Source organism: Hydrogenophaga taeniospiralis CCUG 15921 (genome assembly GCF_001592305.1).
Taxonomy (GTDB): domain Bacteria; phylum Pseudomonadota; class Gammaproteobacteria; order Burkholderiales; family Burkholderiaceae_C; genus Hydrogenophaga; species Hydrogenophaga taeniospiralis.
Genome location: NZ_BCWR01000005.1, coordinates 468519 through 492074, shown reverse-complemented (window position 1 = coordinate 492074; position 23556 = coordinate 468519). Strand labels below are relative to the sequence as shown.

General features: G+C 66.3%; 24 protein-coding genes. 14 read left to right on the top strand and 10 right to left on the bottom strand.

Annotated features, from left to right (window positions below):
* Window positions 1-8: 8 nt before the first annotated feature.
* The gene (locus tag HTA01S_RS08845) at window positions 9-953 is read left to right on the top strand and encodes a LysR family transcriptional regulator (RefSeq protein ID WP_068169461.1); all 945 of its coding nucleotides are present in this window, start codon (window positions 9-11) and stop codon (window positions 951-953) included.
* A gap of 21 nt (window positions 954-974) precedes the next feature.
* Here the strand turns inward: HTA01S_RS08845 and HTA01S_RS08840 are convergent, their stop codons facing one another.
* Complete coding sequence (locus tag HTA01S_RS08840; RefSeq protein ID WP_068169458.1) at window positions 975-1835, bottom strand: PA4780 family RIO1-like protein kinase; 861 nt, start codon at window positions 1833-1835, stop codon at window positions 975-977.
* A 240-nt stretch (window positions 1836-2075) separates the two neighbouring features.
* On the opposite strand from HTA01S_RS08840, the gene HTA01S_RS08835 reads away from it, so the two are divergent.
* The gene (locus HTA01S_RS08835) at window positions 2076-2525 is read left to right on the top strand and encodes a hypothetical protein (protein WP_157572028.1); all 450 of its coding nucleotides are present in this window, start codon (window positions 2076-2078) and stop codon (window positions 2523-2525) included.
* A gap of 184 nt (window positions 2526-2709) precedes the next feature.
* On the top strand, window positions 2710-3375 hold the full coding sequence (locus HTA01S_RS08830; protein WP_068169453.1) for a class I SAM-dependent methyltransferase: 666 nt from the start codon (window positions 2710-2712) through the stop codon (window positions 3373-3375).
* Window positions 3376-3402: 27 nt separating this feature from the next.
* On the opposite strand, the gene HTA01S_RS08825 is transcribed toward HTA01S_RS08830, so the two are convergent.
* From HTA01S_RS08825 to HTA01S_RS25925, 5 genes are all read right to left on the bottom strand, one after another.
* Entirely contained in the window at window positions 3403-4041 is a 639-nt protein-coding gene (locus HTA01S_RS08825) for an ABC transporter ATP-binding protein (RefSeq protein ID WP_068169450.1), read from the bottom strand.
* 11 nt (window positions 4042-4052) lie between these two features.
* Window positions 4053-4757, bottom strand: coding sequence for a general secretion pathway protein GspB (locus HTA01S_RS08820; RefSeq protein WP_068169448.1), 705 nt, complete (start codon window positions 4755-4757; stop codon window positions 4053-4055).
* Between the two features lie 9 nt (window positions 4758-4766).
* Window positions 4767-6497: an ExeA family protein gene (locus HTA01S_RS08815; protein WP_068169444.1), complete on the bottom strand. Its 1731-nt coding sequence runs from the start codon at window positions 6495-6497 to the stop codon at window positions 4767-4769.
* A gap of 92 nt (window positions 6498-6589) precedes the next feature.
* Window positions 6590-7195 carry a bactofilin family protein gene (locus tag HTA01S_RS08810; protein ID WP_068169441.1) on the bottom strand — a complete coding sequence of 202 codons (606 nt, stop codon included), beginning with the start codon at window positions 7193-7195 and terminating at the stop codon, window positions 6590-6592.
* Between the two features lie 47 nt (window positions 7196-7242).
* Window positions 7243-7506, bottom strand: coding sequence for a hypothetical protein (locus HTA01S_RS25925; protein WP_245638035.1), 264 nt, complete (start codon window positions 7504-7506; stop codon window positions 7243-7245).
* Window positions 7507-8329: 823 nt separating this feature from the next.
* Here HTA01S_RS25925 and HTA01S_RS08800 point away from each other — a divergent pair.
* From HTA01S_RS08800 to HTA01S_RS08780, 5 genes are all read left to right on the top strand, one after another.
* Window positions 8330-10237, top strand: coding sequence for a LamG-like jellyroll fold domain-containing protein (locus HTA01S_RS08800; RefSeq protein WP_068169436.1), 1908 nt, complete (start codon window positions 8330-8332; stop codon window positions 10235-10237).
* 96 nt (window positions 10238-10333) lie between these two features.
* Window positions 10334-11167, top strand: a complete 834-nt coding sequence (locus HTA01S_RS08795; protein WP_068169673.1) for a helix-turn-helix transcriptional regulator — start codon at window positions 10334-10336, stop codon at window positions 11165-11167.
* Between the two features lie 96 nt (window positions 11168-11263).
* Window positions 11264-12967, top strand: a complete 1704-nt coding sequence (locus HTA01S_RS08790; RefSeq protein ID WP_068169433.1) for an FAD-dependent monooxygenase — start codon at window positions 11264-11266, stop codon at window positions 12965-12967.
* A gap of 2 nt (window positions 12968-12969) precedes the next feature.
* Entirely contained in the window at window positions 12970-13158 is a 189-nt protein-coding gene (locus HTA01S_RS08785; RefSeq protein WP_174545181.1) for a DUF2783 domain-containing protein, read from the top strand.
* A 72-nt stretch (window positions 13159-13230) separates the two neighbouring features.
* The gene (locus tag HTA01S_RS08780; RefSeq protein WP_068169424.1) at window positions 13231-15618 is read left to right on the top strand and encodes a YgiQ family radical SAM protein; all 2388 of its coding nucleotides are present in this window, start codon (window positions 13231-13233) and stop codon (window positions 15616-15618) included.
* Between the two features lie 51 nt (window positions 15619-15669).
* Here HTA01S_RS08780 and HTA01S_RS25185 read toward each other — a convergent pair whose 3' ends face one another.
* Window positions 15670-16230, bottom strand: coding sequence for a hypothetical protein (locus HTA01S_RS25185; protein ID WP_157572027.1), 561 nt, complete (start codon window positions 16228-16230; stop codon window positions 15670-15672).
* Between the two features lie 78 nt (window positions 16231-16308).
* On the opposite strand from HTA01S_RS25185, the gene HTA01S_RS08770 reads away from it, so the two are divergent.
* From HTA01S_RS08770 to HTA01S_RS08755, 4 genes are all read left to right on the top strand, one after another.
* Complete coding sequence (locus HTA01S_RS08770; protein ID WP_068169419.1) at window positions 16309-17274, top strand: TraB/GumN family protein; 966 nt, start codon at window positions 16309-16311, stop codon at window positions 17272-17274.
* A 135-nt stretch (window positions 17275-17409) separates the two neighbouring features.
* Window positions 17410-17922, top strand: coding sequence for a bacteriohemerythrin (locus HTA01S_RS08765; protein ID WP_068169416.1), 513 nt, complete (start codon window positions 17410-17412; stop codon window positions 17920-17922).
* Between the two features lie 74 nt (window positions 17923-17996).
* Window positions 17997-18338, top strand: a complete 342-nt coding sequence (locus HTA01S_RS08760; protein WP_068169415.1) for a TA system antitoxin ParD family protein — start codon at window positions 17997-17999, stop codon at window positions 18336-18338.
* A 12-nt stretch (window positions 18339-18350) separates the two neighbouring features.
* Window positions 18351-18968 (top strand): AAA family ATPase, encoded by a 618-nt coding sequence (locus HTA01S_RS08755; protein ID WP_068169411.1) that lies wholly within the window; start codon window positions 18351-18353, stop codon window positions 18966-18968.
* A 24-nt stretch (window positions 18969-18992) separates the two neighbouring features.
* On the opposite strand, the gene HTA01S_RS08750 is transcribed toward HTA01S_RS08755, so the two are convergent.
* Window positions 18993-19454, bottom strand: a complete 462-nt coding sequence (locus tag HTA01S_RS08750) for an Lrp/AsnC family transcriptional regulator (RefSeq protein ID WP_068169670.1) — start codon at window positions 19452-19454, stop codon at window positions 18993-18995.
* Between the two features lie 126 nt (window positions 19455-19580).
* Between HTA01S_RS08750 and HTA01S_RS08745 the strand changes: the two genes are divergently transcribed.
* Window positions 19581-20273 (top strand): aspartate/glutamate racemase family protein, encoded by a 693-nt coding sequence (locus tag HTA01S_RS08745; protein WP_068169408.1) that lies wholly within the window; start codon window positions 19581-19583, stop codon window positions 20271-20273.
* A gap of 22 nt (window positions 20274-20295) precedes the next feature.
* Window positions 20296-21174, top strand: a complete 879-nt coding sequence (locus HTA01S_RS08740) for a class II glutamine amidotransferase (protein WP_084235954.1) — start codon at window positions 20296-20298, stop codon at window positions 21172-21174.
* A gap of 9 nt (window positions 21175-21183) precedes the next feature.
* Here HTA01S_RS08740 and HTA01S_RS08735 read toward each other — a convergent pair whose 3' ends face one another.
* Window positions 21184-22101: a CoA transferase gene (locus HTA01S_RS08735; protein ID WP_068169406.1), complete on the bottom strand. Its 918-nt coding sequence runs from the start codon at window positions 22099-22101 to the stop codon at window positions 21184-21186.
* Window positions 22102-22316: 215 nt separating this feature from the next.
* Window positions 22317-23501 (bottom strand): 4-hydroxybenzoate 3-monooxygenase, encoded by a 1185-nt coding sequence (pobA, locus tag HTA01S_RS08730; RefSeq protein ID WP_068169404.1) that lies wholly within the window; start codon window positions 23499-23501, stop codon window positions 22317-22319.
* Window positions 23502-23556: the final 55 nt, after the last annotated feature.

Here is a 23556-nt window from a genome sequence, read left to right as displayed (position 1 = left end):
AGTAATTCATGGCCCGGCAATTCGACCCGGTGATGCTCGGCAGCATCGAGCTTTTCTGCCTGGCGGCGGAGCTGGAAAGCTTTACCGCTGCCGCGACGCAGGCCGGTCTCACGCCTGCGGCAGTCAGCCGGGCCATCGGACGGCTGGAGGCGCGCTTGCAGGTGCGCCTGTTCGTGCGCAGCACCCGCCGGATCCGCCTGACCGAGGGAGGTCGGGCCTACCTGGCGCAGTGCAGACAGGCGCTCAACCAGCTGGTGGAGGCCGAGCGCGAGCTGACGGGCCGCCAGGCGGCGCCGGCGGGTGTGCTGCGCATCAGCGTGCCCACCACCCTGGGGCACCACGGCGTGTTGCGCCTGCTGCCGGGTTTTCGCCGCCGCTACCCGCAGGTGCAGGTCGAGGTGCATCTGAGCAACCGCAACGTGGACTTCATCGCGGATGGCTTCGACCTGGCCGTGCGCGCACGCGCGCAACCCGACTCGGGCCTGGTCGCCCGCAAGTTGATGGACGCGGCGCTGGTGGTGGTGGCCGCGCCCGAATACCTGGCGCAGGCCGGGCGACCTGTGACGCTGGACGACCTGGCGCAGCACGAGTGCATCCAGTTCGTGCTGCCCGCCACCGGCCAAAGGGTGCCCTGGGCCTTTCGCCTGGACGGGCAGGACATCGATGTGAACACGGACGGGGGGTTCACTTGCTCGGAGGACCTGCTGGGTGTGGTCACCCTGGCGCGCGCCGGCGCGGGCTTGCTGCAGACCTACCGGTTCATCGTGGAGGAAGACCTGGCGCGCGGCGAGCTTGTTGAACTGCTGCAGCCTTACGCGGGGCGCTCACGGCCGTTCTCGCTCATCTATCCCGCCAACCGGCACATGCCGCTGAAAGTGCGAGTGTTCATCGACCACGTTCTGGCGGCCTTGGGCAACGGCCCGCTTCAGTCGGCACAGCATCCCCCCGGCTGACGGGCCCGGGGGCCAGCCGGGCTATGCCGCGGACTGCATGCGCAAGCGCCGCGCCTGTTCCTCGGCCTGCGCGTCGCCAATTTCGCGCAGCACGCCGCCCAGGTCCACCGCGCCTTGTGGGCGCGCAAAGTGGCCCGTCAGTGCCACGTCGGTGTCGAGCATGCCGCGCTGGTACAGGTCCCAGATCTCGGGGCCGTGGGAGGTGGCCAGCAGCTCGGGCGCGAACTGGCCGAAGAAGTCGCGCAGGTTGGCCACGTCGCGCAGCAGCATGCGCTGGGCGTGGTTGTTGCCCGCGGCGTCCACCGCCTGCGGCAGGTCGATGATCACCGGGCCATCGGCGCCGTCCACATGGCCCAGCAGGATGTTGAATTCCGACAGGTCGCCATGCACGACGCCCGCGCCCAGCATGCGCACCACCTCCACCAGCAGCGTGGCGTGGTGGGCGCGCGCGGCCTCGGGTGTGAATGACACGTCGTTCAGGCGCGGCGCGGCGTCGCCGTGGGCGTCGGTCACCAGCTCCATCAGCAGCACGCCGTCGTGAAAGTTGTGGGGCTGCGGCACCCGCACGCCGGCAGCGGCCAGGCGGTACAGCGCGTCCACCTCGGCGCTTTGCCAGGCGGCTTCCTGCGCCTGGCGGCCGAACTTCGTGCCCTTGGCCATGGCGCGGGCCTGGCGTGAGTTCTTCACGCGGCGGTTCTCGGTGTAGTCCACCGCCTGGCGAAAGCTGCGCTGCGTGGCTTCCTTGTAGATCTTGGCGCAGCGCGTCTCGTCACCGCAGCGCACCACGTACACCATGGCCTCCTTGCCGCTCATGAGCTGACGCACCACGGTGTCGATCAGGCCTTCTTCGATCAGCGACTGGAGTCTGGGGGGTGCTTTCATCCACGCATTCTGCGCCCCCGACCGGCCCGCCCCGTGGACCCCGGGCCTTTTGTTTATTCGACCGCCTGTTTTTTTAATGCATTCTGGTGGGTTGCAGGGCTCTGATGAATACCATTGGATTAGCCGAAAAAATGTTCTCTTATTCGTTTAATTTGTCAGCTGCCCTGCCGATAGTTGGATTGTGTGGATGGGAAGAATCGCTCCGCATAGGCACATTGATCCAATTGAAAGGGTAATAGCATGAAATACGCCAAATGGGTTTTGTCAATGGCCGCTCTGGCTGGCCTGGCCGCTTGCTCCACACCCGTGACGAACCCGGCCGTGGCCGAAGGATTCGACGCCAACATCACCCGGTTTTCGCACTCCGACGTGAATGAGGCCGCGAGTGCCTATGTGGCCTTGTACAAGCACACCATCGAAAAAACCGTTGCCCAGCGGCAATACCAGGAAGACCTGGCCTACAAGCACCTGACCGCCGAAGCCTGCTTTGACAGCCGTGCCAACCGCTTGCTGAACAAACCGGTTTCGCACCAGGAGAAGGAAGAATTGATTCTTTCTTATGTCTCGCGTGAAGAGCTGAAGCAATACCAGACGCTGTCCAAAGGCTATTTCAATCGCATCAATGCGCTGGAATTGCTGACCTGCGACACGGCAGGCCTCAAGGTGGCGTCCAACGCCATCCACAACTGATTCGCAACCCCCCACTGCCCAAAAGCCGGAACCCGATTCCGGCTTTTGTCGTTTGGGGGCTGCACCCACCGCAGAGGGTGGCCCGTTGAGCGGTCCCGACAGTTGGTAACAACGGCGCCCGCCCAGCCCTTGCCGCTGCACCATGGGGGCCCTATGCTGAACCCGGCAACCCTGCTGGAGTTTCATGCCCAAATCCCCTGTTTCCACGCCGCACCATCGGCAGCCCGACCGCCGAGCGGCCCTGGCGCAATACCGCTCACGCGCCAATGACTACGACAGGGAGCTGGCGCTGTTCGAACCCTTGCGCCGAGAGGCCATCGGGCACCTGAACCTGAGCCGCGGTGCCACCGTGCTGGACGTGGGCTGTGGCACCGGCCTGAGCTTTGCCTTGCTGGACGACGCGGTGGGCCGGAAAGGTCGCATCGTGGGCATCGAACAATGCCCCGAGATGATGGACAAGGCCCGCGAGCGTGTCGCCGCGCAGGGCTGGCGCCATGTGAGCCTGATCCAGGCGCCCGCCGAAACGGCGCGGCTGGACGCGCTGGCCGATGCGGCCCTGTTTCATTTCACGCACGACGTGCTGCGGTGCCCCGAGGCCATCGCCAACATACTGCGCCACCTCAAGCCCGGCGCGCGCGTGGTCGCCACCGGGCTGCAGTGGGCGCCGCTGTGGGCCTGGCCGGTGAACCTGTTCGTGCTGGGGGCGGCGCTGTATTCGGTCACCACGATGGACGGCCTGGGGCAACCCTGGAGCGGTCTGGCCGATCAGCTGGGCGCGGTCGATGTGGACAACAGCTGGATGATGGGTGGCATCTACATGGCCACGGGAACATGGCGGGGCGCCGAATAGCAGGGACGCTTGAAGTGAAACCCGGCCTCAGCCGCCCGGCGTTTCGCCCAGGGTGAGGACCCGGGCCAGCGGCACACCTTCGGGGGCCAGATAGTCCGCCAGCACCCAGGCCCGGCTGGGGTGATCGGCCGCGTCCTGCAGCAGCTCCAGCAAGAAGCGGATGGACGGTGCATCGAGTGCCGCAAAGGGCTGGTCGATCAGCGTGAGCGCGGTGCCAGCGGCAAACGCGGCGCAGAGCCAGACCTTGCGTTTGCTGCCGGCCGAGAGCATGTACAGCGGCTTGTCCAGATGGGGTCGCAGTGTGAAGCCCGCCACCAGCTCGGTGAGTGCGGCGCGGCTGAAGGCGGGGTAGTGGTGGCTCAGGCTGTCCAGGTAGCCGGCGGCGCTGATGGCGTCGTGCGCTTCGGTCTGCGGATCGATCCAGAACACCTGCTGGCGGTAGGCATCGTGATGCTGGTCCAGCCGCACGCCGTGCACGCTGAGCGTGCCGCCCTGGGCCTGCAGGTCGCCCGCCATCAGACCCAGCAGGGTGCTCTTGCCGCAACCATCGTCGCCACGAATCAGGCTGACGCCCGGCGGGATGTTGAAGCTCAGTTCCTGGAACAGGGTCCGGCCGGGCCAGCCGAAACTCAACCGGTCAACGAGCAGCACGGGGGGCTTGTCCATCACGGTGTGCCTCAGTATTGGATGTTGTAGCGCGTGCCTCGGTGGTTGAGCACGGCGCCGCGAGGGCCGATCACTTCCAGCTTGAGATCGGGCGCGATGTCCTGGCCTTCGTGCAGCACCAGGCCGTTGGCGATGAGCATGCGGTGGGCCGGGTTTTCGGAGTAGGTGGCGCCGCTGATCTTGACTTCAGGGCCCACGCCGCTGGCGTAGACGGGCAGCGTGCTGGCGGGGCGCGCGGGGGCTGTGGCGGGGGTGGGCGGCTTCGGCACGCCGACATCGGGGTTGTGCGCCGCTGTGTCGGGGGGCACTGGGGTGGCCACGGGCGGAGCGGCGACCGGCAGGGCCACAGGCGCTTGCAGCGGGGCAGGTGGCACAGCGGGTGGGGGAACGGGCGCGGGCTCGGGCGCCAGGATGGGCAGCGCGGAGGCGGGTGGTGGCGATGGTGGCGCCAGGGCCAGCCGGGCGGCGATCTGGGAGGCGGCTGTGGACGCTGCGGCAGGCTGTGGGGCGGCCGGTGCGCGGCCATTCCACCACCAGACCAGTGCCGCAGCGACCGCCAGCACCGCGGCGCCGAGCATGAGCGTGCGGCGGCCCATGGCCGGGGAGCCGGTCCGGGCTTGGATGGCCGTGCCGTGGCTGTGCAGGCCCGGCACGTGGCCACGCTCGCGCTCTCTTTCGGCGTCCGCGCGTTTGAGCGCATCAAGAATGTAGGACATGGGCGTTCCTCAGATGGTTGGCGACCTGAGGCGAGGCTCTTTCACGCCGCTGACCCGGTTGATTTGCATGAAGGTCATCGGACCCGCCAGGCCGTCTGTTTCCAGGCCTTGGCTGCGCTGAAACGCTTCAATTTTTCTTGTCAAATTGTTTGCCGATGCGATCATCGGTTGATTCGTCGCCAGTTGGTCGAGCTGCTGACGCAGCCAAGCACCTGCCGGACCGTCGTCTCCCCGACGAAGCACTCCTTGGTGTCCCGGCGGATGCTGCCACAGTGTGGCGTAGTCGCCTCGCCAGATGTCGGCCAGCACGCTCAGGGGAAGCCGCCATGCTTCAGATCCTGAATGCAGCGTGACCGAGTCCTGCGTGATGGCCGTCAGCAAGGCCCAGCGACCGTCATGGCCGGGAAGGTACAAGGTGAGCACCGCCGGGCGATCCATCTGAATCAGGCCATGCAATGTCATGCGATCGGTCCGGAAACATTGCAGGCCGAGTCGCAACGCGCTGGCACAGGGGTCGGCGCCTTCAAGCGGTTTGCTCCAAAGCACACCCAATTCGCGCAATCCGGCGAGTTCGCTGGTCAGCAAAGCGCTGGCTGTGGGCAGGCTGATGGAAGGCAGGGGTGCTTCTACCCGTGCAGTTGGGTCGGGGACGGGATCGGTGGCACTGACGTCTGACGGTGTTGAGGCGGCAGCGGGGGCCGGCACTGGCGTGGTGGTTGACGGGTTTGTCGCTGGTGGTGATGCGGCCACCGTAGGCGATGTGGGCTCGCTGATGTTTCCCGAGGGAGCCGGCGACCCGTGCCACAGCCAGAACAGCGCAGCGGCGACAATACCTCCACCCAATGCGCCCAGCAGCAGGTTTTTGGCGCCAGCGGTCCACCGCTGAACCCACACAGGGGTTGCTGAAGGGGGGAGGGCTTCGGATTCAAACACTTCGGTTGCTGCCCTATTCACCACGGCCTGGTCCACACGGGGCAAGCCATTGGCGTAGGCGCCCAAGAGGGAGCGGTCACAGAGCAGGTTGATGCGGCGGGGCACGCCGCGCGTGATGGTGTGAATGCGCTTCAGCGCCGTCGCAGAAAACGGTATCGGTCCACGCAGTCCGCCAATGCCCATCCGGTGCTGAATGTACTGACGGGTCTCCATCTCGGTGAGTGCACTCAGATGGAACCGGGCAATGACGCGTTGCGCCAGTTGCTCCAGTTCCGGCCGTGCAACCATCTGGCGGAGTTCGGGTTGCCCAATCAGGATCACTTGCAGCAACTTTCGCTCGGCGGTTTCCAGGTTGGTCAGCAGCCGCAACTGCTCCAGCACGTGAGGCGTGAGGTTTTGTGCCTCGTCAATGATCAGGATATTCTGCTGGCCCTTGGCGTGGCTGGCCAGCAGGTACTCGTTGAGCGGATCAAGGTGGTCCTTGATCGTGGCCGGGCCAATGCCTGTGTGCTGGACCGGGATCTGGAACTCGTGGCAGATCGTCTTCAGGAGGTCTGACACCGTCAACTTGGGGTTGAAGATGTAGGCCACCCGGCAGTGCTTTGGCAACTGCTCAAGGAAGCAACGGCAGATGGTGGTCTTGCCCGCGCCAATTTCACCGCTGAGCAATACAAATCCACCACCACCACGGATGCCGTAGAGCAGATGGGCCAAAGCCTCCCGATGGCGCTCACTCATGAAGAGGTAGTGCGGATCGGGAGCTATCGAAAAAGGCTCTTGTTTTAGACCAAAGTATTCGGCGTACATGGTCCAAGCATACCGGGCCCCTCAGGGCCGGGCAAACACGCCCGACCGCGGGCGGGTCGGGCGTGTAGGGTGCGGCAGCAGAGTGGCTTGGCTCAGGCCGCGAGCTGCATGGAGGCGGGCTTGCTGGCGGAGGCGCTGGTGGTTGTGCCGGCGCTGGCGGAGCCGCCCGAAGCCTTGGCGGCCGAGGCCACCGAGCATTCGATATCACCCGAAAGCTGGCCGCCTTCTTCGATCACGACCTTGCCGTAGCGGATCTTGCCGGTCACTTTGCCGGTGGCGTAGATCACCAGCTTCTGGCGCACCGTGAGGTTGCCATCGAACACGCCGCGGATCTCGGCGATGTCGATCTCGGCCGAGCCCTTGAAGGCCCCTTGTTCGGCGATCTGGATCACGCGCGAGTCCATCGTGGCCTCCACCAGACCCTCCACCACCAAGGTGTCGCAGTCGGTGATTTCGACGCCCTTGAGCTTGATGTTCGGGCCCACGGTCAGCTTGCTGCCGCCCTCGGGCACCACGGTGCTCGACGCCATCGAAGCGCTGCTGGCCACCGGGGCCGGTGCTGCGGGGGTCTGGGGCTGGGCCGGGGCTTGCGGCTGGGTGGAAACGCCGCTGCCGACCGCTCCGTAGCGCTGTGGGGTCTGGCCTTGGGTCAGGGGTTTGGGTAGTTCGGTTTCGCGTTTTCCAAAATGCAATGCCATGCCAGCTCCTTCAAAAAGTGAAGCGTTCATGCTAAGGGCCATGCGGCTTACATTCCTGCTGCGACCGTAAGAGTGGTAACGGGATGAACCGTACTTTCCGTTGCCGGTTTTGCATTTTTTCTTGTAACGGCTCGGGACGGGCGGCGCGCCTCGATGTCACGGATCAAGGCCCGCGCTTCGTCGCCTTCGGGGTTGTGGCGCGTGATGCCGTCGAACACCGTGGCCATCTGCTGTGACTGCTCCAGCCCCATGGTGAGCATCACCTGGTTGACCACCTGCTGGGCTTCCCGTGCAACCAGTTTGGCCTGCACGATCCAGAAGCGACTGCCTGGCGAGGGGTTCGTCCGCGCCACGCCCCCTTTTCAAAGCCCCAAGCCCCATGCGCAAACCTCGCCGGAGTGCAAAAACCTCTGCGCTTAGCACAATGCAAACCTTGGTTTATTAAAATATAATTAAAATTCTTGAGGTTGAAGCGACACGACAACAAATTATTACAAGCAATTTAATCTTTGGCAGACAAGCGATAAGTCGTGATATTTTCCGCACCCGCAATCGTTTGTTTTGAGCTTTTCCTCAAATTTCGTTCGATCCGCTTCGGCCCGAAGGCAGTCCAGGAGAGCCCGGAAGAGCCGGTCAGCAGACCACGGGTACCCGCAAGTGGCCCCATGTCGCGACTCAACGTTGCAGGCCCATCGACGACCACAGCGCAAGCTCTCCATACGACACAGCGGCCTTCCGTCCAACCAGCGCCTAGAAATGATGATGAAAATCAAGGAAAACAATAAGGACTTCACGGCACGGCGCTGTGTGCTCAAGGGAATGGCCGTCTTGCCGCTCGCTGGGACCCTCGTGGCCTGCGGCGGCGACCCCGGGAGCGCCAGCGTCGATGAGCCGCTCCTCGATGACACCCCACTCCCCGACGGTGGGGGGTCCCCGGGGGCGTCACACCCACCGTCTGCGAAGCCACATCCTCATCCGTCTACACCAGCCCCTGTGCCCGAGCCGGCACCAGCACCAGCACCAGCACCAGCACCAGCACCTGAGCCGGCGCCCGAACCAGCGCCAGCCCCCGAACCAGCACCAGTGGCGGCCGGGCATCCCGGTCTGCTGCACACCACGAGCGACCTTAAACGCATGGCGGAAATGGTCGCCGTCAGCCAGGAGCCCTGGCTGGGGGGATGGAACGTGCTGCTGGGCGGCCGCCGCGCCAACCTGAACGCCACGCCTTTCCCCTTGGAGGTGGTCATCCGTGGCGTTTCCGGCGCCGAGAACTACGGCGTGATGGTCACCGACATGATGCGTACCTACCACCTGGCGCTGCGCTGGCACATCTCGGGCGACGAAGCCTATGCCCGGGATGCGGTGAAGTTCCTCAACGCTTGGTCGTCCACGCTGAAGGAGCTGGGTGGCAACTCCAATCTGTATCTCTCGTCGGGCCTGTATGGCACCCAGTGGGCCAATGCCGCAGAGCTGATGCGCAACTATCCCGGCTGGGCGCCAGAGGACCGGGCCCGCTTCCAGGACATGCTGCTCAAGGTGTTCTACACGCGGGCCCACGAGTTCCTGACCAACCACAACGGCAGCGAAATCCGCAAGGTCACCCACTACTGGGCCAACTGGGACCTGGCCAACCTCTGCGCCGCGTATGCCATTGGCGTGTTCTGCGACCGGTCCGACATCACGGACTTCGCAGTGAACTACTACAAGAACGGCCGGGGCAACGGCGCCTCCGCCCACCATGTCTACTACCTGCACCCGGGGCACCTGGGCCAATGGCAGGAGACGCACCGCGACCAGGGCCACTCCACCCTGGGCATCGCGCTGGCGGGCTGCCTTTGCGAAATGGCCTGGAACCAGGGCGTGGACCTCTACGGCTATGCCAACAACCGCCTGCTGGCCGGTGCCGAATACGTGGCCCGCAACAACCTGAACGACCCGGCCACGATGCCCTTCGTGCCATATACGGGCGTGCACGGGACGGGCCTTGCCGCCGCCGGCACGGGCTCCCGCCGCCCTTGCTTCGAGCGCATCTACCACCACTACGTGAGCCGCAGGGGCCTGTCGGCCCCGTGGACCAGAGCGATGCTCGACCAGATGCGGCCGGAACGCATCGACGGCGGCGACGACCCCGGCATGGGCACGCTGCTGTACACGCGCAGCGCCGCCCCCGCCGCGCCCCCGAGGGGGCTCACGGCCTTTCTCAACGACGGCAAGGTGCTGCTGTCGTGGTGGGGCAGCGCGGACGCCACGCACTACCTCGTTCAGCGCTCGGGCTCCCGCAACGGGCCCTTCGCCACAATCGCCCAGGTCACCGAGCCGCGCACTTACACCGATGCGCCGGCCCCGGGCACCTGGTACTACCGGATCAGCGCGGTCACCCCCCAGGGCGAGCGGCTCGGGGTCGACAAGGCCCGCGTGGTCACCCCGGGCGAGCTGTGGCTGCACCTGCCCCTGAACGGCAATGCCGATGATGCCAGCGGCAATGGGCGACACGCCAAGTTGGAGGGAGGGACCAGCTTCGACACCGGCCGCGCCGGCGGTAACTGCCTGGTATTTGACGGCGACAAAGGACACGTGGCCCTGCCCGACGGAGCCGTGTCGGCCCTGGGCGACTTCACGGTCGCGGTGTGGGTCCAGGTGGACACCACCGCCGTCAACACCCGCATCTTCGACTTCGGCTCGGACGACGTGGCCTACATCGCCCTGTCCCCCCGCAGCGGAGAGCAAAAGCTCCAACTCATGGCGTCACGCGATCAGTTCTGGCCCGCGCAGCCCTTGGCCGCAGACCCGTTGCCCACGGGCCGCTGGGTGCACGTGGCCGTCACCCTCGCCGGGACAGTGGGCACGCTGTATGTGGACGGCCTGCCGGTCGCCACCCACAACGAGGTCTGGATGAACCCTTACCAGATGGGCCACACCAAGCAGACGTGGCTGGGACGCTCGCAATACGGGGGGGACCGGTACTTCAAGGGCCGCATGCAGGACTTCCGCATCTACAGCGGAGCGCTGTCGGCGGCTGCCATCGGGGCGTTGGCCCGTTAACGGTCTGGCCACAGGTGCGGGGCGCCGTGACGTTCAGCGTCAGGCGGCGCTGAACAGGTGCGCTGGCCGCGCTGCCTGCGCTACAGTGCCCGCACCATGACCGATCACTGGGTGCTGGGCAGCCGCCTGGCGCCGTCCATTGCCTTGCCGCTGCCCCAGGTAAGCGCGTTGCTGGCGCGCCTGGGCCAGTCGGACCGCCATGCCGTGGCCGAGGACCTGCTGCGGCTGGTGGGAGCGCAGGTGCCGCTGGCGCAGTGCACCATCTTTGCGTTCGAAGCGGGGCGGCGCCCGTCCATCGTGGCGGTGGGCGACCGCTCGCGCACGCAGGAGCTGCCGAACATCGCCGAGGCCTACGTGAGCCGCTTCCACCGGCTCGACGGCAGTGCCGCCGTGATGCGCGCCGAACTGGCCGCGGCGCAGAAGGCCGGCATGGCCGAGCCGCGCATCGTGCTGCACCGCCAGCGCGGCGAAGACATCGCCCACCCCGAGTACCGGCGCATCTGCTACGAGCTGCCGCAGGTGGCCGAGCGGCTGGCGGTGCTGGCGCTCTACGAGGGCCGGCGCTGGCTCTCGGTGAACCTGTACCGCGGCACCGAACACGGCCCGTTCGACGCCGCCGCCCTGGCCGTGGTGGATGCGTTTGCGCCGCTGATCGTGCACGCCGTGCGCCTGCACCACACCGGGCAGGCGGTGCATCAGGATGTGTCGGGCCTGCTGCTGGCGCGGCTGGTGCGTCGTTTTCCGGTGCTCACGCAGCGCGACCACGACGTGGTGGCCGCGCTGATGGACGGCCTGTCCACCGAGGCGCTGGCCGCGCGCCTGGGCCTGACGCTGGCCAGCGCCCGGACCTACCAGAAGCGCGTCCACAGCAAGCTCGGCGTGGCCGGGCAGCGCGAATTGCTGGCGCTCCTGCTCGACAGCGGCACCTGATCGGGGTCTTCCCTCAGCCGAACCGCGCAGTTCCCATATGGGGACATACACAGCAGAGGCCTTGCCTACACTGCGCCCATCGTCAGGAGACCCGCCATGCACCAGCCGCACGCCGAACCCCGGCGCTCCATCTACTACCCATACCAGGTGTTCGACGCCTGGCTGCCTTCACAGCACCCGCAGCCGCAGCACCACGCCGTGGTGATCGCCGGGGCCGGGCTGATCGGGCTGGTGGCGGCGCTGGAACTGGCCCGCCACGGCGTGAAATGCGTGCTGCTCGAATCGGAGCGCCAGGTGTCCGAAGGCAGCCGCGCCATCGTGTTCACGCGCCGTTCCATGGAGATCCTGCAGCAGGTGGGCGTGGCCGACCGCGTCACCCAGAACGGGCTACCCTGGCGCTTTGGCAACTCGTATTACCGCGGTCAGCGCGTGTTCCGCATGGAAGCCCCGCACGACCCGGACGACCGCTTCTTCCCCATGATCAACCTGCAGCAGCAGTACCTGGAGGAATACCTGATCGATGCGGTGCGGGCGAACCCGCTGATCGAGCTGCGCTGGGGCAACCGCGTGACCGCCGTGGCGCAAGACGGGCAGGGCGCCACGCTGGAGGTGGACACGCCCGAAGGCCCTTACATGCTGCAGACCGACTGGCTGGTGGCCGCCGACGGCGCGCGCTCCGGCATCCGCACGATGCTGGACCTGAAGCTCGAAGGCGCGTCCTACGAAGGCCGCTTCGTCATCGCCGACATCCGCATCGACCTGCCGCTGCCCACCGAACGCCTGGCGTTCTTTGACCCCGAGTGGAACCCCGGCAACACCATCCTCATGCACCGCGAGCCGCACGGCATCTGGCGCGTGGACTACCAGCTGCCGCCCGGCGAGGACCCCGAAGCCGCCCGGAGGCCCGAATCGCTCAAGACCCGCATCGACGCCCAACTGGCCATGATCGGCCACGCCGGCGTGCCCTGGGAGATGGACTGGTGTTCGGTCTATTCGGCCCGCGCGCTCACGCTGCCCAACTACGTGCACGGCCGCGTGCTGTTCACCGGCGACGCAGCCCACCTGCTGCCGATCTTCGGCGTGCGCGGCGCCAACACCGGGTTCCAGGATGCGCAGTGCCTGGCCTGGCGCCTGGCCTTCGTGGTCCGGGGTCTGGCCGGCGCGCCGCTGCTGGCGGGTTACAGCAGCGAACGCGTGGGTGCGGCGCGCGAAATCATCGACGAGGCCGGCAAGAGCACGCGCTTCATGACCCCGCCCACGCGCGGCTTCCGCCTGCTGCGCGACGCAGTGCTCTCACTCTCGCTCAGCGAACCTTTCGTGGGCCCGCTCTACCACTGGCGCACCTCGCGGCCGCACGAGTACCGCCACTCGCCGGCCAACAGCGCGGGTGACGACAACGCGCTGTTCAAGGCCGGGCCGGGCCACGGCGCGCCGCCGCAGAACGTGCGCCTGGGCGCCGACGACCACCTGCTGGACCACTTGGACCACCGTTTTTCTCTGCTGTACTTCACCGAAGCCGCCGCCGTGCCCGATGCGTTGCAAGCAGAGGTGAACCAACTGCGGGCACGGGGCCTGCCGCTGCGCATGATCGCCGTGGGCAGCGCCCAGCCGGTCGCTGGCGCCGATGAAACGCTGGCCGACGCCAATGGCCACCTGCGCGAGCGCTACGGCGTGCTGGCCAGCGGCGCGGCCTACCTGCTGCGGCCCGACCAGCACGTGTGCGCCCGCTGGATGAGCCTGGATGCGACGCGCCTGCGCGCTGCCCTGATCAACGCCGCTGGTCTGAAAAAAGAGGCATGAACATGAACCAGAACACCTTGACCACTTCCGGCCTGGAGCAGGTCTACGACGCGCTGGCCACGGCCATCGACGCGGCAGGCCCGGAGAAGACCGAGCTGTTTCTCGTCAAGCTCGCGCTGCTGAACGCCCACGCGCTGGCCGACCCGGCGGTGTTCCAGGCGCACATCGACGCGGCGCTGAAAGACCTTTGAAACCAGCAGCCCTATAAAGAGGCAGGGCAGGGGGTAAACCGTACACTTGCGGGTTATCCCCCGATTGCCCCCATGAACGCGCCCATCGACGTCTCTTTTTTCGCGCGCGCCGCCAAGCCGCTCACCAGCTACCGCCCCTATTGGGCCAAGCGGTTCGGCGTGGCGCCGTTCCTGCCCATGAGCCGCGCCGAGATGGAGCAACTGGGCTGGGACTCGTGCGACATCATCCTGGTGACCGGCGACGCCTATGTGGACCACCCCAGCTTCGGCATGGCGGTGATCGGCCGTGTGCTGGAGGCGCAGGGCTTTCGCGTCGGCATCATCGCCCAGCCCGACTGGCAGAGCGCCGAGCCTTTCAAGGCGCTGGGCAAGCCCAACCTGTTCTGGGGCGTGACCGCGGGCAACATGGACTCCATGATCAACCGCTACACGGCTGATCGAAAAATCCGCAGCGACGACGCCTACACACCTGGTGATGTGGGTGGCAAGCGGCCCGACCGCGCCGCCATCGTCTACAGCCAGCGCTGCCGCGAGGCCTTCAAGGACGTACCCATCGTGCTCGGCGGCATCGAAGGCAGCCTGCGCCGCATCGCCCACTACGACTACTGGAGCGACAAGGTGCGCCGCAGCATCGTGGTGGACAGCAAATGCGACCTGCTGCTCTACGGCAACGCCGAGCGCGCGCTGGTGGAGGTGGCGCACCGCATCGCCGCACGCGAACCGGTTGAACACATCACCGACGTGCGCGGTACCGCCTTCATCCGCCGCCCGCACGACCCCACGGCGGAGGGCTGGATCGAGATCGATTCCAGCGAGGTGGACCAGCCCGGCCACGTCGAAGACCACATCAATCCCTACCAGACCACCAGCGAACAGGCGCAGGCCCAGGGGCAGAGCTGCTCCAAGGAAGATGGCTCCCAACCCCCTCTCACGCCTGCGGGAGAGGGCCGGGGTGAGGGTTCTTCAGCCTACAAACCCATTACCATCCACCGCCCGTTAGGCGCCAGCGGTGTGGCCAAGCTGCCGCGCGACCGCAGCGTGATCCGCCTGCCCAGCTATGAGCAGGTCAAAAGTGACGCCGTGCTCTACGCCCACGCCAACCGTGTGCTGCACCTGGAAACCAACCCCGGCAACGCCCGTGCACTGGTGCAGGCGCACGGCGAAGGCGCCACGGCGCGTGACGTGTGGATCAACCCGCCGCCCATCCCGCTGACCACGGCCGAGATGGACTACGTGTTCGACCTGCCATACGCGCGCGGCCCGCATCCGGTCTACGCCGACGAACACGGCAAACACGACGGCGCGACCAAGATCCCAGCCTGGGAAATGATCCGCTTCTCGATCAACATCATGCGCGGCTGCTTTGGCGGCTGCACCTTCTGCTCCATCACCGAGCACGAGGGCCGCATCATCCAGAGCCGTTCGGAAGACTCGATCATCAAGGAGGTCGAAGACATCCGCGACAAGGTCGACGGCTTCACCGGCGTCATCTCCGACCTGGGCGGCCCCACGGCCAACATGTACCGCCTGGGCTGCAAGAGCCCGGCCATCGAAGCCGCCTGCCGCAAGCCCAGCTGCGTCTACCCCGGCATCTGCCAGAACCTGCACACCAACCACGATCCGCTGATCAAGATCTACCGCCGGGCGCGAGCGCTCAAGGGCATCAAGAAGATATTGATCGGCTCCGGCCTGCGCTACGACCTGGCCGTGAAGAGCCCGGAGTACGTCAAGGAACTGGTGCAGCACCACGTGGGCGGCTACCTCAAGATCGCGCCCGAGCACACCGAAGGCGGGCCGCTGTCCAAGATGATGAAGCCCGGCATCGGCAGCTACGACCGCTTCAAGACCATGTTCGAGAAGTACAGCGAAGAGGCGGGCAAGAAGCAGTTCCTCATCCCGTACTTCATCGCCGCCCACCCCGGCACCAGCGACGAGGACATGATGAACCTGGCCATCTGGCTGAAGAAAAACGGCTTTCGCGCCGACCAGGTGCAGACCTTCTACCCCAGCCCCATGGCCACGGCCACGGCGATGTATCACACCAGCCTGAACCCGCTCAAGGGCGTGCACCGCGACGATCGGGCCGAGAAGGTGGACATCGTGCGAGGCGACAAACGCCGCCGCCTGCACAAGGCCTTCCTGCGCTACCACGACCCGAACAACTGGCCGCTGCTGCGCGAAGCGCTCAAGACCATGGGCCGCGCCGACCTGATCGGCAACGGCAAACACCACCTGATTCCGACCTTCCAGCCTATGACCGACGGCGGGTACCAGAGCGCGCGCCGCAAGAACTCGACGCCGGGTGGCGCCAAGCCCAGCGAGCGGGCAGCTGCGGTGGTGAAGCCGGGCGGAATGGGTAAGGGCACAGCCTCAACCGGCAAAGCGCCGACCAAAGGCCGCATCCTGACGCAGCACACGGGCTTGCCGCCGCGGGCAGGAGCCAAAGGCCGGGGGCAGTAAGGCGCAACGCAAGAACGCGCTCCGAGCACATGCCCCCGTGGCTTTGGCCGGTTATCTGAAGTAGGCCCCCAGTGGTTTTGCAGGAGCCAAGTGATCGTTGCTCTCCATGGTCTTGGTCAGCGTAGACGCTGACGCCTGCTTGGATTCCATTCTGGTGTAGGGCGATCCTATACCCCAGCCGCTCGGGATGACATCTGGCGGTTCCGCAATGATGAATAGCTGCGTCGCATTGGCTGTCATGTAGCCGACATGGGTCTCCGTGGGAAAGGCCATGCTAATCGTGTCCACTTCTGCGCCTAAAAAACTGGCTTTTGGTCCCAGTTGGATTGTTGCGTTTGGGCCATTGGAAATAGCAGCCAATACGTTGTTGCAGGCGGAGTCGGAGTAGGCGGTCGTGTCGGAGCGAGTCGCGTTCAGTGATGTGGATGAGGCTTTTGTAAAACTGGAGGTGTCCCTTGCAAAGTATGTGTTGCCATTGTTGGCAACGTAAGGAAAGCAGGCAGATCGCCACGTTCCGACATACATGTCGACGGGGTCGTCAGAGCCCCCGCCGCAAGCCACCAGGGCGGAAGCCCCCACCGACGCCAGGAAAATTTTGAACAAACGATTCACGAATACCCTCCTTGAAAAAATGAATTAACCGAGACTGCTACAAATTGTAAATTACGGCGCTACACCGACAATCCGACGATGTTCTATCGATCCATTTTCTGGCGCCGCTTCACTGCCACCGCGGCATTCGCCGCCTTGTGCTCAGCGATCCCGGCCATGGCGGCGCCTGCCGATGCCGCCTCCTGCCCACCCCAACCCTCACCCCCCAGCCGCGAGCTGATGCAGAAGGCCCAGCGGCAGGCGACCGACCGGGGGTTTCTCTGGCGTATCAGCCGCGACGGGCGCGATTCCTTTCTGTACGGGACCATTCACGCCGGGCGGCCGGAGTGGTTTGCGCTGGGGCCGCGGGCAGAGGCTTCGCTGGCTCGTACGGGCCTGCTGGCGCTGGAGGTCAACGTGACCGATCCGGCGGTGCTGGATGCCTTGCGCGCCACTGCACAGGGGCCGGCGCGGTCGTTGCCGGCCGAACTGATGCAGTCGCTGCGCTCGGCCTGGGCGGCCGAATGCCTGCCGGCGGCGGCTCTCGATCAGGGGGCGGCGGAGTACCACGCCACCCTGCTGGCCGTGGCGCAGGCGCAGCGCCAGGGGCTGTTTTCGTTGTATGGCGCGGAGTCGGTGTTGCTGATGCACAGCCTGCGTGCCCAGCGCCCTGTGGTGGGGCTGGAGTCGGTGCAGACGCAGCTCTCGGCGCTGCTGGCGCGCGACGACGAAGAGGCCACCACCATGGTGCGCGAGATGCTGGCCGAGCTGCAGCGCCCCCAGGCCGTGCGCAGCCTGGAGCGACTGGCGCAGGCCTGGGCCAGTCGCGACCTGAAAGACCTGGAGGCCTACGCCGACTGGTGTGACTGCCTGAACACGCCGACCGACCGGGAGGTGTTTGCCCGCCTGGTGGGCGGGCGCAACCCCGGAATGGCCGAGGCGATCGAGCGGCTGCACGCCGAGGTGAGCGTGTTCGCGGCGGTGGGTTCCTTGCACCTGGTGGGGCCACAGGGGCTGCCAGCCCTTTTGGAATCCAAAGGATTCAAGATCAGCCGCGTGTTCTGATGGACGGCATCTTGCCGTGCGCGAAGGCTTGAGATATGTCATGAACTGTGCTGATTCCCCCCCGTCGCAACGGGTTCTCTCACACAATTCGTTACTTTCGGGCGACACCTGTCGCCCATTTTGGGGACATTTTCCATGGCACATCTGAACTGGACGCCCGATCTTGAAACGGGCATCCGTGAAATCGACGGGCAGCACAAGCGCATCGTCGACTACATCAACCAGCTCTACGACGCCCGCGACCACCACGACCGCGAGGCCGTGGGCGCGGTGATCGACGAAATGGTGGACTACACGCTGTCGCACTTTGCGTTCGAGGAGTCCCTGATGGCGGACGCCGGCTACATGTTTGCCGGCCCGCACAAGAAGGTGCACGATCTGTTCACGCGCAAGGTGGGCGAATACCGCATGCGCTTCGAGGCGGGCGAAGACGTGGCCTCCGAGCTGCACGCCATGCTCTCGCGCTGGCTGTTCAACCACATCCGCAACGACGACCGCAGTTACGCCGATGCGGTGAAGGTCTATCTGAAGAACGTCAGCCACGGCGAAGCCGACATGAAGGCACAGATCAAGGAAGAGCTGATCCGTGAGCTGCAACTGAAAAAGAAGCGCGGCTTCTTCGCGCGGATGTTCGGCCGCGACGACTGAACCCTGAACCCGGCCGTCGCAGGGTGGTCAAATGGGCTGAAATGGCGCAAAATGCGCCAAACAGGAGTCTTGCCATGTCCACCGCCGCCAGCCCGTTTGCATCCGTGAAACTGCCCACCGCCTTGGTGCAGCAGGCCCGAGAAGCGGCCCAGCCGCAGCGCCGTTCGATTGCGGGCCAGATCGAATACTGGGCCACCCTGGGGCGCATTGCCGACGAAACCGGCCTCACCGTGCAGGAGGCGCGCGAGGCAATTGCGCTCTACGACGCCCGCCACCGCGCTCCAGCAGACGAGTCTCTTGACGCCATCGAGGCGCGCTTTATGGCCGCCGAATCCACCGGCCGCCTGGCCCAGGCGGTGCGAGACACCGTATTGGCCAACCGCCAGAAAGCCGCGCCCACCCGCCGCGCAGCCTGACGCCGCGATCCTTTGGCCGCTCCGGTTTTTTACCTGCTGGCCGGCCCCAACGGCGCGGGAAAGTCCACGCTCTACCGCAGCGCGGTGGCCCAGGGCCTGATTCCCGCCAACGCCGAATTCGTCAACGCCGACTTGCACGAGGCGGACCATCTGCAGCATGTGGTGGACGCCGCCGAACGCTCGCGCCAGGCGCGCCAATGGGCCGATGCGCGGCGGGTGCAGTGTCTGGCCGAAGGCCGCTCGTTCGCCAGTGAGACGGTGTTTTCCCACACCTCCAAGCTTGATCTGATGGCCGCGGCCAGGCGCGCCGGGTTCAGCGTGGTGCTACTCGTGGTGTGCGTGGACGACCCGCAGCAACTGCTGGGCAGGGTGAGCCAGCGCGTGGAGGAGGGCGGCCACCCCGTGCCGCCCGAGCGCATTCTGGCGCGCTACCCGCGCACGGTGCGCCACCTGAGCGTGGCGGTGCGGCGAGCCGATCTGGCGCTGCTCTACGACACCTCGTTGCCGCCCGACCAGGTGTTTCAGCCGCCGCGGCTGGTGGCGCGGCTGCGCGGCGGCGAGCTGGTGTGGCAGGCCGACCCGCTGCCAGCCTGGGCCCGACAGGTGGTGTCGCCCGAGCCCATGCGATGAGCGGCCGAGGCTTCGGCTCGCGGGTCAGTCCGCGTAGTCCAGCGGCAGGGCGGTGGTGAACTTCAGTTCCTCCATGGCGAAACTGCTGCTCACGTCCGAGAGCTCGACCGAGCGGATCAAGCGCTTGTAGACCGCGTCGTAGGCAGCGATGTCGGGCACCACCACACGCAGCAGGTAGTCCACGTCGCCGCTCATGCGGTAGAACTCGACGATCTCGGGGATGTCGCGCACGGTGTCGCGAAAGCCCTCGAACCAGGCCTGGCTGTGCTGGTTGGTGCGCACCGCCACGAATACGGTGACGCCGAGGTTGATCTTGCGCGGGTCGACCAGCGCCACGTGGCGGGTGATGAAGCCATGCTCGCGCAGCCGCTGGATGCGCCGCCAGCAAGGCGTGGACGAGAGGTTCACCGCCTGGGCCAGATCGGCCAGCGGGGTTTCGGCGTCGCGCTGCAGGATCGTAAGAATCTGCCGATCAATCGCATCCAGTTTCTTTTTCATGTGATTTTGTAGAAATAGTTTCCCCATTAGGCCATTTCCTGCGCTGGAAAGGCAAGCCGGTTCTGCGTCCGTCCACGCACACTCCCAGCATTCACAACACGCTTTGGAGCACGCATGAAAACCATTGGCCTGATCGGCGGCATGAGCTGGGAATCGACCACCCTGTATTACCAGTTGATCAACCGCGAGGTGGCGCGTCGCCTGGGCGGCCTCAGCAGCGCCCGCCTGAACCTGGTGAGCCTGGACTTCCAGGACATCGCGCAACGGCAACGCGCCGGTGACTGGTCGGGCATGGCCGACATCCTGCGCCAGGCGGCGCGGCGTCTGCAGGAGACCGGTGCCCAGTGCCTGCTGATCGGCACCAACACCATGCACAAGCTGGCGCCAGAAGTTCAAGCGGCGTCCGACGTTCCTTTGCTGCACATCGCCGATGTGACCGCCGACGCCATCCTGGCTCAGGGGCTGGACGCGGTGGGCCTTATGGGCACGCGCTTCACCATGGAGCAGGACTTCTACGTGGAGCGGCTGGCTTCGCGCGGTATCCGCTGCGTCATCCCCGACGAGGCCGAGCGCATCGAGATCCACCGCATCATCTTCGAAGAGCTGTGCCAGGGCCAGCTGCCACCCGCATCGCGCGCCTGGCTCTCGGCCTGCATCGCGTCGCTCAAGGCACGTGGCGCCCAGGGCGTGGTGCTGGGCTGCACCGAACTGCCGCTGATCGTGGGGCCAAAAGACAGTTGCCTGCCCACCTTCGACACCACGGCGCTGCACGCCATGGCGGCCGTGAACTTCGCCTTGGCCGAGTGAGCGGCCCGGGGAGCGCATCGACATGTGTCAACTGCTGGGCATGAGCTGCAACACCACCGCGTCCATCCGGTTTTCGTTCACCGGGTTTGCCCAGCGTGGGGGCTGCACCGCCGACCATGTGGACGGCTGGGGCATCGCGTTCTACGAGCCCACCGGCTCGCGCATGTTTCTCGACGACCGGCCGGCGAGCGAGTCGATGCTGGCGGAATTCGTGCGCAGCTACCCGATCCAGTCGCGCACGGTGATCTCGCACATCCGCAAGGCCACGCAGGGCACCGTGAGCCTGGCCAACACCCATCCTTTCACCCGCGAGTGGCTGGGACAGAACTGGTTCTTCGCCCACAACGGCGATCTGCGCAACTTCCATCCGGCACTCGACGGCGGCTTCCTGCCGGTGGGCAACACCGACAGCGAGAAGGCGTTCTGCTACCTGATGCAATGCCTGCGGCAGACCTTCGCTGACCGGCTGCGTCCGCCGGAATGGACCGAACTGGCGCCAGTGCTGGCCCGGCTCAACCGCGAGGTGGCGCGCTACGGCAACTTCAACTACCTGCTGACCAACGGCGATGCGCTGTACGCCCACTGCTCCAGCCAGCTGGCCAGCCTGGAGCGAGCGCATCCGTTCCCCATGGCCCGGCTGGTGGACTGCGACATCCGCATGGACCTGGGCGCGCTCAATGGCGAAGTGGACTGCATGGTCATCATCGCCACCGAACCCCTGACGCTGGACGAACCCTGGCGCGCGCTGCGCACTGGCGAGAGCAAGGTGTTCGTGATGGGGCGGGAAGTCTGGTCGCACCACGAGCCCGAAACCATCCGCTTTCCGCAGCCCACCGGCACGGCAGGCCGGGCCTGGCCCTTGCCAAAGACGGGTGAAGCCGGGCTCGCGGCACCCGCCTGACATGCGCGTTCAGGCCGGCAAGGTGTGCAAGGGAATGTCATGGGCGGCGGCGAGCTGGTCGAGCTGCTGGCGCGTCTGGCCGGCCAGGAAGCGGGCGATGGCGGTGTGCACCTCGGGCCGGAACATCGTGCGCACATCGGCCATGGCCACGCCTGCGGCTGCGCAGAGGGACGCGGCAAAGTGCGGCTCCAGCGCAGCCACGGCCACACGGCCATCCTGGCAGGGGTAGACGCGGTAGCCCGCATGGGCGCCGCCCACCGAGCCGCTGGGCAGGGTCAGGCCCCAGTCGCGGGGCAGGGCGAGCCAGGCGGCGGCGTCCGAGAGCGCGACCTCCTGGAACGAACCCCTGCCACTCGTTTTCTGCGCCAGCACGGCCTTCAGGGCCGCCTCGCAGGCCATGAGCGCGCCGCCCATGTCGGCGAACAGCGTGGCCGGCAGCTCCAGCCCCGTCACCAGACCGGCGTCGGCCAGATACGTCAGGTCGTGCCCCGGCTCTTCGGCGCGCGCGCCGGGCGCACCCACGATGGCCACGACCGAGAGCTGCGGGTAGGCCTTGTGCAGCGCCTTCCAGGAGAGGCCCAGCTTGGCCAGCGCCGAGGGGCGGAACGAGGTCAGCAGCAGGTCGGTGCGCGCCAGTTCCCGGTGCAGCCGGGCCTGGCCCTTGTCGGTCTTCAGGTCGATGCTCAGGACCTTGATGCCCGCGTGCAGCGTGGCGTAGGCGGTCGGGTTGTACTGGCCCATCGGGTCGCCGCTGGTGCCTGCGGGCGCACCCTTGGGGCCGGGCGGCTCGGCCTTGATGCAGGTGGCGCCCATGGCCTTGAGGCGCATGAACGCGGCCGGCCCGGGCAGGTTGAGCGCGAGGCTGAGCACGCGCACGGCGCGCAGCGGCTTGAGAGCTTTGATCGGGGAGGGGGCGGGTGAGGACATGGCGTTACCGGTTGACGTTTACGTCAATGTACCGCCTGGTCAGGTCGCTTCGAAGCGCGAGCGCGACAACGCTGCGGCGAAATCCCGGTGCCAACGCAAACGCCACCGCCGGCACGACGTGACGTCACCCAGGATGCGGTGGAACCGGCTCTGCCGGGCCACTCGCATTGCCCCCTTGAGGGGGTGACGCCGCAGGCGGCGCGGGGGTGGGTCGTCTACTCGCCGAAATTCAGCGGCAGGCCGACGTAGTTCTCGGCGATGGTCTTGAGGCCCGCTTCCGAGTGCATGAGGTAGTCCAGTTCGGCCTGCTGCAGCTTGCCGTTGATGGCGCCTTCACCATCGAAGTTGTGCATGATCGACGTGAACCACCACGAGAAGCGCTCGGCGCGCCAGATGCGCTTGAGGCAGCGTTCGGAGTAATTGTCGATGCCTGCCTCGGTCTTGTCCTGGTAGAACTCGATGAGGGCATTCGACAGGTATTTCACGTCGGTGGCGGCCAGGTTCAGGCCCTTGGCGCCGGTGGGCGGCACGATGTGGCCGGCGTCGCCCGCCAGGAACATGCGGCCAAAGCGCAGCGGCTCGGTCACGAAGCTGCGCAGGGGCGCAATGCTCTTTTCCAAGCTCGGGCCGGTGACCAGCTTGTCGGCGGCTTCGGGGTCCAGGCGCCGCTTGAGTTCGGCCCAGAAAGCGTCGTCGCTCCATTGTTCGATCTTGTCGGTCAGCGGCACCTGCAAGTAGTAGCGGCTGCGCGTGTGGCTGCGCTGAGAACACAGGGCAAAACCCCGCGGGTGGTTCACGTAGATCAGTTCGTGGTGCACCGGCGGCGTGTCCGAGAGCAGGCCCAGCCAGCCAAAGGGGTAGACCTTCTCGAATTCCGTGATGGCCGAGCGCGGCGCGCTGGCGCGGCACACGCCGTGAAAGCCGTCGCAGCCGGCGATGAAGTCGCAATCGATGGAGTGGGTCTGGCCGTCTTTTTCGTAGGTGACGCGCGGCTTGGCGGTGTCGAAGTCGTGCACCTGCACGTTGGCGGCTTCGTAGACCGTGGGCAGGCCGGCGGCTGCGCGCGCGTCCATCAGATCGCGGGTGACTTCGGTCTGGCCGTAGACCATGACCTTCTTGCCGCCGGTGAGCTTTTCCAGATCGATGCGGTGGCGCACGCCGTTGAACAGCATGTCGAACCCGCTGTGCACCAGGCCTTCGGCATGCATGCGCTGGCCCACGCCCGCTTCGTCCATCAGGTCGGCGGCCACCTGTTCCAGCACGCCAGCGCGGATGCGGCCGAGCACGTAGTCGGGCGTCTGGCGCTCCAGAATGATGGCGTCGATGCCGGCCTTGTGCAGCAACTGGCCGAGCAGCAGGCCGGAGGGGCCTGCACCGATGATGGCAACCTGGGTACGCATGTGAGTGGGTTCACCCCCGCGCCGCCTTCGGCGTCACCCCCTCAAGGGGGCGGAA